Origin of the sequence: Modestobacter altitudinis, from assembly GCF_005930475.1 — a bacterium.
GTDB lineage: Bacteria > Actinomycetota > Actinomycetes > Mycobacteriales > Geodermatophilaceae > Modestobacter > Modestobacter altitudinis.
Genome location: NZ_SJEW01000115.1, coordinates 1 through 9,054, shown reverse-complemented (window position 1 = coordinate 9,054; position 9,054 = coordinate 1). Strand labels below are relative to the sequence as shown.

Genomic DNA, 9,054 nt, shown 5'->3' with positions numbered 1-9,054 from the left:
GTCCCCGTCCCCGCCGCGCCGACCCCGGGGGACTGAGTCGTGCCGCCAGCAGGTCCACCGCCGCCCTTCCGGCCCAGCGGGGTGCGCCGCACCCCCGGTCGCGGCACCGGCCCGGCCGGTCGCGGCGGCCTGCGCCCCCGCCGGGAGGCCGGCACCCGGCGGCGGCAGCCGCTGGGCATGCTGCAGCGGGACCAGCGCAACCGTTGGGGGCTGGTCTTCCTCATCGCCCTGCTGGTGCTCGTCGTCGGCCGGCTGGTCGTGCTGCAGGGCGTCGACGGCGCCTCCTACGCGCAGGCGGCCACCAACGACCGGATGCGCACCTACCCGATCGAGGCGGTCCGCGGGGAGATCACCGACCGCACCGGCAACGTGCTCGCCTACTCCGTCGACGCCGAGCGGGTCACCGCCGACCCCTCGATCGTCACCGACCCGACCCGCACCGCACTGGCGCTCACCACGCTGCTGGACGTGCCGGTCGCCGACCTGGTCGAGAAGCTCTCCCGGGACAGCCGCTACGTCGTGCTGGCCGACCAGGTGGCCACCGACGTCACCGACCAGGTGCGGGCACTGCCGCTGGCCACCCGGACCGGCCTCGCCTACGAGGACGACCCGATCCGGCTGTACCCGGCCGGTGCCGTGGGCGGGCAGGTCGTCGGGTTCGTCGGCAAGGACGGCGACGGGCTGGCCGGCATCGAGCAGACCTACTCCGACGTGCTGGCCGGCACCGACGGCGGGAAGCGGGTCGAGGTCGACGGCAGCGGCAACCAGATCCCCTCGGGCATCGACGAGTCCACCCCGGCCACCGACGGCGGCACCGTGCAGCTCACCCTCGACGAGGACCTGCAGTTCGTGGTCCAGCAGCGGCTGGACGCAGCCTGCGCGGACGGCGACACCACCTCGGCGTCGGCCGTCGTCCTGGACGTGCACACCGGCGAGGTCGCGGCGATGGCCGGCTGCCCCGGCTACGACCCCGGCCACTACAACCAGACCGACCCGGACCTGCTGGGCAACCCGGTGGTCTCCGACGTCTACGAGCCCGGCTCGGTGATGAAGGCGGTGACCGCCGCCGCCGCCATCGAGGAGGGCAAGGCCACCAAGGACACCGTGCTCGACGTCCCCGGCCACATCCAGGCCGGGGACGTGGTGGTCACCGACGCCACCGACCACGCGGTGAAGAAGTTCACCGTCACCGGCGTGCTGGCCAAGTCCAGCAACGTCGGCGCGATCATGCTGGCCCGCGAGATCGGCAACAGCACCCTGGAGCGTTACCTGCGGGCCTTCGGCATCGGCTCGGAGACCGGCATCGAGCTGCCCGGGGAGAGCGCCGGCATCCTCGAGCCCTCGGCGGACTGGACGGAGAGCCGGGCGGCCAACGTGCCGATCGGGCAGGGCGTGTCGGTGACCACGCTGCAGATGGCGTCGGTCTACCAGACCCTGGCCAACGGCGGCGTGCGCATCCCGCCGCGGGTCGTCTCCTCGGTCACCGCCGCCGACGGCACGGTCACCGAGGCGCCCCGGCCGGCGGCCACCCGGGTGGTCAGCGCGGACACCGCCGGCCAGCTGACCTACATGCTGGAGGCGGTGGTCGGCAAAGGCGGCACCGCGCCGCTGGGCGAGGTCGACGGCTTCCGGGTGGTCGGCAAGACCGGCACCGCGCAGCGGGCCAACCCCGACTGCGGTTGCTACGCCGGGGGCGGCTACTTCACCACCTTCGTCGGCTACGCACCGGCCGACGACCCGCAGTACGTGGTCGCCGTCGACCTGGAGCGCCCGACCAGCGAGGCCGAGGGCGGCCAGGTCGCCGCACCGGTCTTCTCCGACGTCATGCGCTACGCCCTCACCGCCGGTGGCGTCGTCCCCTCCGGGACGCCGCGCCCGACCTTCACCCTCCAGGTCGACTGATCCCTCGACCGACCCCGACCCGCCGGCCGGGCGGGAGCGACCGACACGAGGACGAACCGGTGGTCGTCGGGCCCCGGGGGTCGCCGCCGGTAGATTGGAGTCCCGTGAGTCCGACCGTGCCCGGGTCGGGTCCCCGGCCCGCGGGGAACCGCCCGCTCTCCCTCGCCGAACTGGCCGACCTGATCGGTCCGCCGGTGCAGGGCGACCCCGCCACCCCGGTGAGCGGGGTGACCCTCGCCTCCGGCACGGCCGGGCCGGGTGACCTCTACGCCGCGCTGCCCGGCGCCCGCACCCACGGCGCCCGGTACGCCGCCGACGCCGCCGCACGGGGTGCGGTCGCCGTGCTGACCGACGCCGCGGGGGAGGCGCAGGCCCGGGCCACCGGGCTGCCCACCTGCGTCGTCGGCGACCCGCGCGGCGTCCTGGGCGCGGTCGCCTCCCGGGTGCACGGCCGCCCGAGCGAGCAGCTGACCGTGCTGGGCATCACCGGCACCAACGGCAAGACGACGACGAGCTACCTGGTGGAGGCCGGGCTGGCCGCCGCCGGCTGGACCAGCGGGCTGATCGGCACCGTGCAGACCCGCACCCGCGGCCGCGACGCCGAGGGCAACCCGGTGACCACGGCCCTGCCCAGCACCCGGACCACCCCGGAGGCGACCGACCTGCACGCGCTGCTCGCCTCGATGGTGGCCTCCGGTGTGCGGGCCGTGGTCATGGAGGTCTCCAGCCACGCGCTGGTGATGGGCCGGGTCAACGGCGTCCGCTTCGCCGCGGCCGGGTTCACCAACCTCTCCCGTGACCACCTGGACTTCCACGGGGACCCGGAGAGCTACTTCCAGGCCAAGGCACTGCTGTTCGACGGCCGGGCCGCGGTCGAGGTCGTCGACGTCGACGACCCCGCCGGCCGGCGGCTGCGCACGCCCGGCACGGTCACCGTGAGCACCGCCGGGGCGGCCGCCGACTGGACCGCCACCGACGTCGCGGCGCTGGGCACCGGCGGCTCGACGTTCACCCTGCACGGGCCCGGCGGGCGCAGCTGGCCGGGCCGGCTCCGGCTGCCCGGGGACTTCAACGTCGCCAACGCGGTGCTCGCCGTCGCCCTCCTGGACGCGGTGGGGGTGCCGCCCGAGGTGGCCCTGGCCGGGCTCGCGGACACCGTGGTGCCCGGGCGGATGGAACCGGTGGACGCCGGACAGCCCTTCGTCGCCGTCGTCGACTACGCGCACACCCCGGACGCGGTGCAGACCGCGCTGGCCTCGTTGCGCGCCGCGACGGGCGGGCGGCTGCTCACCGTGCTGGGCTGCGGCGGTGACCGCGACCCGGGCAAGCGACCGGCGATGGGCGCCGCCGCCGCGGCCGGCAGCGACGTCCTGGTGATCACCGACGACAACCCGCGGTCGGAGGACCCCGCCGCGATCCGGGCCGCCGTGCGCGCGGGCACCGAGGAGGTGCCCGCCGACCGGCGCGCCGACGTGCTGGAGATCGGTGACCGTCGGGCCGCCCTGGCCGCGGCCGTCGCCCGGGCGCGGCCGGGTGACACCCTGCTGGTGGCCGGCAAGGGTCACGAGACCGGCCAGGAGGTGGGGGGTCAGGTGCTGCCGTTCGACGACCGAGACGTGCTCCGCGAGGTGCTCGAGCAGCTCCGCGGGGCGCGGGCGGTGGACGCGTGATCGAGCTGACCCTCGCCGAGGTGGCCACCGCGGTCGGTGGCGAGCTCGCCGGGGACCCCGCCGCCGTCGTCACCGGGGCGGTGCGGACCGACTCGCGGGCGCTGGCTCCCGGCGACCTGTTCGTGGCGCTGCCGGGTGAGCGGGTGGACGGCGCGGACTTCCTGCCCACCGCTGGCGCCGCCGGCGCCGCCGGCGCGCTGGCCACCCGACCCGAGCCCGGGCTCCCCGTCGTCGTCGTCGCCGACCCGGTCGAGGCGCTGGGCCGGTTGGCCGGTGCCGTGCACCGCCGGCTGGTCGAGCGCGGCCTGGTGACCGTCGGCATCACCGGCTCCTCGGGCAAGACCTCGACCAAGGACCTGCTCGGCCAGGTGCTCGCCGCCGCGGGGGCGACGGTGAGCCCGCAGGGCTCGTTCAACAACGACATCGGCCTGCCGCTGACCGTGCTCAGCGCCGACGCCGGGACCCGGTCGCTGGTGCTGGAGATGGGCTCGCGCGGCCCCGGGCACATCGCCCGGCTGTGCCGGATCGCCCGCCCGGACATCGGCGTGGTGCTCAACGTCGGCTCCGCGCACCTCGGCGAGTTCGGCAGCGCCGAGGTCATCGCCACCAGCAAGGGCGAGCTGGTCGAGGCGCTGCCCGCCGACGGCACCGCCGTGCTCAACGCCGACGACCCGCGGGTGATCGGCATGGCCCCGCGCACCGCCGCGCGGGTGGTCACCACCGGGCTCGGCCCGGACGCCGACGTGCGAGCCGCCGACGTCGACCTCGACGACGCCGCCCGCGCCCGGTTCACCCTGGTCGCGAGCGGCGAGGAGCACCCGGTCGCGCTGCAGGTGGTCGGCGAGCACCAGGTCGCCAACGCGCTGTCCGCCGCCGCGGCGGCGCTGGCCGCGGGCATGACCCCCGGTGCGGTGGCCGCGGCGCTGTCGGCCGCGGGGCCGCGCAGCCGGTGGCGGATGGAGGTCACCCGGCGGCCCGACGGGGTGACCGTGGTCAACGACGCCTACAACGCCAACCCCGAGTCGATGCGGGCCGCGCTCGCGGCGCTGACCCGGCTGCCCGGACGACGGCGGATCGCCGTGCTGGGCGCCATGGGCGAGCTGGGGACGGAGGCGGACGCCGAGCACGCCCGGCTGGGCCGGGACGTGGTGCGCGCCGGGGTCGACCTGCTGGTCTCGGTCGGCGCGGACGCGGTCGGGATGCACACCGGAGCCCTCGCCGAGCGGTCGGCGGGGGACGGGGGAGGACAGGGGGACGGAGCGCTGGACAGCGTGCAGCACGTGCCGGACAGGGAGGCGGCCCTGCGGCTGCTGACCACGGAGCTCGGCGCCGACGACGTCGTCCTGGTGAAGGCCTCGCGGTCCTACGGGCTCGAGCAGCTGGCCGCCGACCTGCTGGCGGGCGGGACCGCCTCGTGAAGTCGGTCCTCATCGCGGCGGCCGTCGGCCTGATCGTCTCGATCCTGGTGACCCCGCTGGCGATCAAGGCCTTCCGCCAGCACGGCTTCGGCCAGGAGATCCGGGACGACGGCCCGGAGAGCCACCTGTCCAAGAAGGGCACGCCCACCATGGGCGGCACCGTGATGGTGCTGGCCACCGTGCTGGGCTACCTGGTGGCCCACCTGTTCCTGCTCAACCAGGAGGGCCGCGGCGTCACCGCCACCGGCCTGCTGCTGCTGTTCCTGATGGTCGGGCTGGGCACCGTCGGCTTCCTCGACGACTACCTCAAGATCCGCTATCGGCGGAGCCTGGGGCTGAACAAGACCGCCAAGCTCGTCGGTCAGCTGGTCATCGGGGTGACCTTCGCGGTGCTCGCGCTGGTCGAGGACGACGGCGGGACGGCGGTGGCCACCACCGCCATCTCCTTCGTCCGCGACATCGAGCCGCTGGTGCTGCCGACGGCCCTCTTCATCGCGGTCGCCTACCTGTTCATCGCCGGGTTCTCCAACGCGGTGAACCTGACCGACGGGCTGGACGGCCTGGCCGCCGGCTGCTCGGCGATGGTCTTCGCCTCCTACGTGATCATCTCGTTCTGGCAGTTCGGCCACGACTGCAGCTCCGCGCTGGCCATCGAGGGCTGCTACACGGTGCGCGACCCGCTGGACGTCACCCTGGTGGCCGCCTCGGCGATGGGCGCCTGCCTGGGCTTCCTGTGGTGGAACACCTCCCCGGCCCGGATCTTCATGGGCGACACCGGCTCGCTGGCGCTGGGCGGGCTGATGTCCGGGCTGGCGATCGTCACCCGCACCGAGCTGCTGCTGGTCGTGCTGGGCGGGCTGTTCGTGGCGGTCACGTTGTCGGTGGTCATCCAGGTCGCCTTCTTCCGGGCCACCCGGCGGCGGGTGTTCCGGATGGCGCCGCTGCACCACCACTTCGAGCTGGCCGGCTGGACGGAGAACACGGTGATCGTCCGCTTCTGGCTGGTGACCGGGATGGCCGTGGCGTTCGGGATCGGGCTGTTCTACGCCGACTGGCTCTCCTTCGCGGGGCTCTGAGGTGACCGTCCTGGTGGCCGGCCTCGGCGTCTCCGGTGCCGCGGCGGCCCGGGTGCTGCTGGCGCGCGGCGACGACGTCGTCCTCACCGACGCCGCCGAGCCCGCCGTCGTGGCCGAGCTGGTCGCGGCCGGCGCCCGCTGGCTCGGTCCGCTCGGCGCCCCGCCCGAGGACGTCGACCTGGTGGTCACCTCACCCGGCTGGCGGCCGGACCACCCCCTGCTGCGGGCGGCGGCCGACCGCGGGCTGGAGGTCATCGGGGAGCCGGAGCTGGCCTGGCGGCTGCGCATCCCCGGACCGGACGGCGCCGAGCCCGCCCCCTGGTACGCCGTCACCGGGACCAACGGCAAGACCACCACCGTGACCATGCTGGAGTCGGTGCTGCAGGCCGGCGGGCTCCGGGCGGTCGCGGCGGGCAACGTCGGCCGACCGCTGGTCGAGGTCGTCACCGCCCGGGACGCCGACGGCCGCCCCGCCTACGACGCGATCGCCGTCGAGCTGTCCAGCTTCCAGCTGCACTGGTCCTCCTCGATCGCCCCGGCGGGGGCGTGCGTGCTGAACGTGGCCGACGACCACGTCGACTGGCACGGCTCGTTCGACGCCTACCGGGACGCCAAGGCCCAACTGCTGCGGCTGGCGGGGGTGGCCGTCGCCGACGCGGGGAACCCGGTGGCGGCCTCGCTGGTGGCCCGGCACCGGCACCCGGTGACCGTCACCCTCGGCGAGCCGGAGCCCGGCCAGCTGGGCGTGCGGGCCGGCGCCCTGGTCGACCGGGCGTTCGGGGCCACCCCGGCCGGCGAGGTGCTGGTGGAGACCGACGCGCTGCAGGTCCGCGGGCCGCACAACATCGTCAACGCGCTGGCGGCCGCGGCGCTGGCCCGGGTCGCCGGGGTGGACGCCGCGGCCGTCGGCCGGGGCCTGGCCCGGTTCCGCGGCGGGGCGCACCGCAACGTCCTGGTCGGCAGCGTCAACGGCGTGGACTTCGTCGACGACAGCAAGGCGACCAACCCGCACGCCGCCGGTGCCTCGCTGGCCGCCTACCCGCGGGTGGTGTGGATCGCCGGCGGTCTGCTCAAGGGCGCCGACGTCGACCCGCTGGTCGCCGCGGTCGCGCCACGGCTGGCCGGGGTGGTGCTGCTCGGCCGCGATCGGGAGCAGCTGGCCAGGTCGCTGGCGCGACACGCCCCGTCGGTCCCGCGCACCGTGGTCCCCAGCGGCGACGATGGGGACGTGACGGATGTGACGGACGGGGACCGGGTGATGCGTGAGGTCGTGGCGGCCGCCGTCCGGCTGGCCCGTCCCGGCGACACGGTGCTGCTGGCACCCGCCGCCGCCTCGATGGACGTCTTCACCGACTACGCGCACCGCGGCCGGGCCTTCGCCGACGCCGTCCGTGCGCTGGGCTGAGCTGCGGTGACGGCCAGCACGCGGGAGCGCCCTCGGCCCCCTGCAGGGTCCCGCCGCGAGCCTGCGAGCGGTGGGGGGCAGGGGGTCCTCCGACTGCGCGGTCCGGCCTGGCTGGACGGCCCGATGACCAGCTCGCACCTGGTGCTCGGCTCGGCCGGCCTGCTGCTGGTCGTCGGCCTGGTGATGGTCTTCTCCGCCTCCTCGATCGAGGCGGCCAAGGCCGGGCAGCCGGCCTGGCTGCCCGGCTTGCGCCAGATCGGGTTCGCCGCGGTCGGGCTGATCGGCATGCTGGTGGCGCTCCGGTTGCCGATCGGCCGGCTGCGCCGCTGGTCGGGCCCGGCGATGCTGGTGGTGTTCGGGCTGCTGGCGCTGGTGCTGGTGCCCATCCCCGGCGTCAGCCTGGAGCTCAACGGTGCCCGCGCTTGGTTCAACCTGGGGTTCACCAACTTCCAGCCCTCCGAGCTGGCCAAGCTGGTCTTCGCGCTGTGGGGCGCGCACGTGATCGCCGTCCGGGAGAAGTACCTGACGACGAGGTCGCTGCTGGTGCCGGTGCTGCCGGTCTTCGCGCTGATGAGCCTGCTGCTCCTCGCCGAACCGGACATGGGCGCGGTGGTCAGTCTGCTGCTGGTCGTCGCCGGGCTGATGTGGGCCGGCGGGCTGTCCCGCCGCTGGGTCGGCGTCGCGGTGCTGGCGGTCGGCGCGGTGGTCGCGCTGATGGTCGTGGTGGCGCCGTACCGGATGGCCCGGGTCACCGGCTTCATCGACCCGTGCGCGGACGCCAGCGACAGCGGCTACCAGGCCTGCCACGGGCTGTACGCGCTGGCCACCGGTGGCTTCTGGGGCGTCGGGCTGGGCAACAGCGCGATGAAGTGGAACCTGCTGCCGCACGCGGAGTCCGACTACATCTTCGCCATCATCGGTGAGGAGCTGGGCTTCCTCGGCTGCCTGGTCGTCGTCTGCCTGTACGCGATCCTCGGCTGGGCCGGCTTCCGGATCGCCCGCCGCTCGACCGACCGGTTCATCCAGCTGGCCAGCGTCGCGATCACCGTCTGGCTGATCGGCCAGGCCACCATGAACATGGGCTACGTCGTGGGCCTGCTGCCGGTCACCGGGGTCACCCTCCCGCTGATCTCGGCCGGCGGGACGTCGCTGGTCCTCACCCTGTTCGTGATCGGGTTGCTGGCGCGGTTCGCCCGGTCCGAGCCCGCGGCCATCGCCTTCCAGCGCAGCCAGCCCCGCGGCCGGCTCGCCCGGCTGCTGCTCCCGGTGCCGCCGGCCGCCGTCGACCCGTTGCCCGCCCCCCGTCGGCGCGGCCGCCGTGGTGCCGACCGCGGCCGCGACCTCGGCCGCGGCCCCGGTGCCCGTACCGAGCGGCACGACGGGCGCACGGTGACCCGGGTGTCCGACCCGGCGGCGACCGGTCGCGGCCGGGCGGCCGCGCCCCCGCCCCGCCGGTGGCCCGACCCGCGGCGGGACACCCCGGAGGACCGCCGACGCGCGCCGGAACGGCAGACTGTCCCCGGCCGGCCGAACGCCGGTGACCGCTCGACCGTCCGCAACCGGCCCGCGTCCCCGGCGGGGCC

General features: G+C 75.5%; 6 protein-coding genes. All 6 read left to right on the top strand.

Annotation, left to right across the window (positions count from 1 at the left end; genetic code table 11):
* Positions 1 to 39: 39 nt before the first annotated feature.
* Positions 40 to 1,902 (top strand): peptidoglycan D,D-transpeptidase FtsI family protein, encoded by a 1,863-nt coding sequence (locus FHL79_RS24155; RefSeq protein ID WP_246081190.1) that lies wholly within the window; start codon positions 40 to 42, stop codon positions 1,900 to 1,902.
* Between the two features lie 104 nt (positions 1,903 to 2,006).
* Entirely contained in the window at positions 2,007 to 3,572 is a 1,566-nt protein-coding gene (locus FHL79_RS24150; protein WP_138761096.1) for a UDP-N-acetylmuramoyl-L-alanyl-D-glutamate--2,6-diaminopimelate ligase, read from the top strand.
* The gene (locus FHL79_RS24145; RefSeq protein ID WP_138761095.1) at positions 3,569 to 4,990 is read left to right on the top strand and encodes a UDP-N-acetylmuramoyl-tripeptide--D-alanyl-D-alanine ligase; all 1,422 of its coding nucleotides are present in this window, start codon (positions 3,569 to 3,571) and stop codon (positions 4,988 to 4,990) included. Before FHL79_RS24150 ends, FHL79_RS24145 begins: the two co-directional genes overlap by 4 nt.
* Positions 4,987 to 6,066, top strand: a complete 1,080-nt coding sequence (gene mraY, locus FHL79_RS24140) for a phospho-N-acetylmuramoyl-pentapeptide-transferase (protein ID WP_138761094.1) — start codon at positions 4,987 to 4,989, stop codon at positions 6,064 to 6,066. The genes FHL79_RS24145 and mraY overlap by 4 nt, the downstream gene beginning before the upstream one ends.
* A 1-nt stretch (position 6,067) precedes the next feature.
* Entirely contained in the window at positions 6,068 to 7,471 is a 1,404-nt protein-coding gene (murD, locus tag FHL79_RS24135; protein ID WP_138761093.1) for a UDP-N-acetylmuramoyl-L-alanine--D-glutamate ligase, read from the top strand.
* 123 nt (positions 7,472 to 7,594) lie between these two features.
* Positions 7,595 to 9,054, top strand: a 1,460-nt coding sequence (gene ftsW, locus FHL79_RS24130; RefSeq protein ID WP_246081188.1) for a putative lipid II flippase FtsW, incomplete at its 3' end; no start/stop codon positions are given.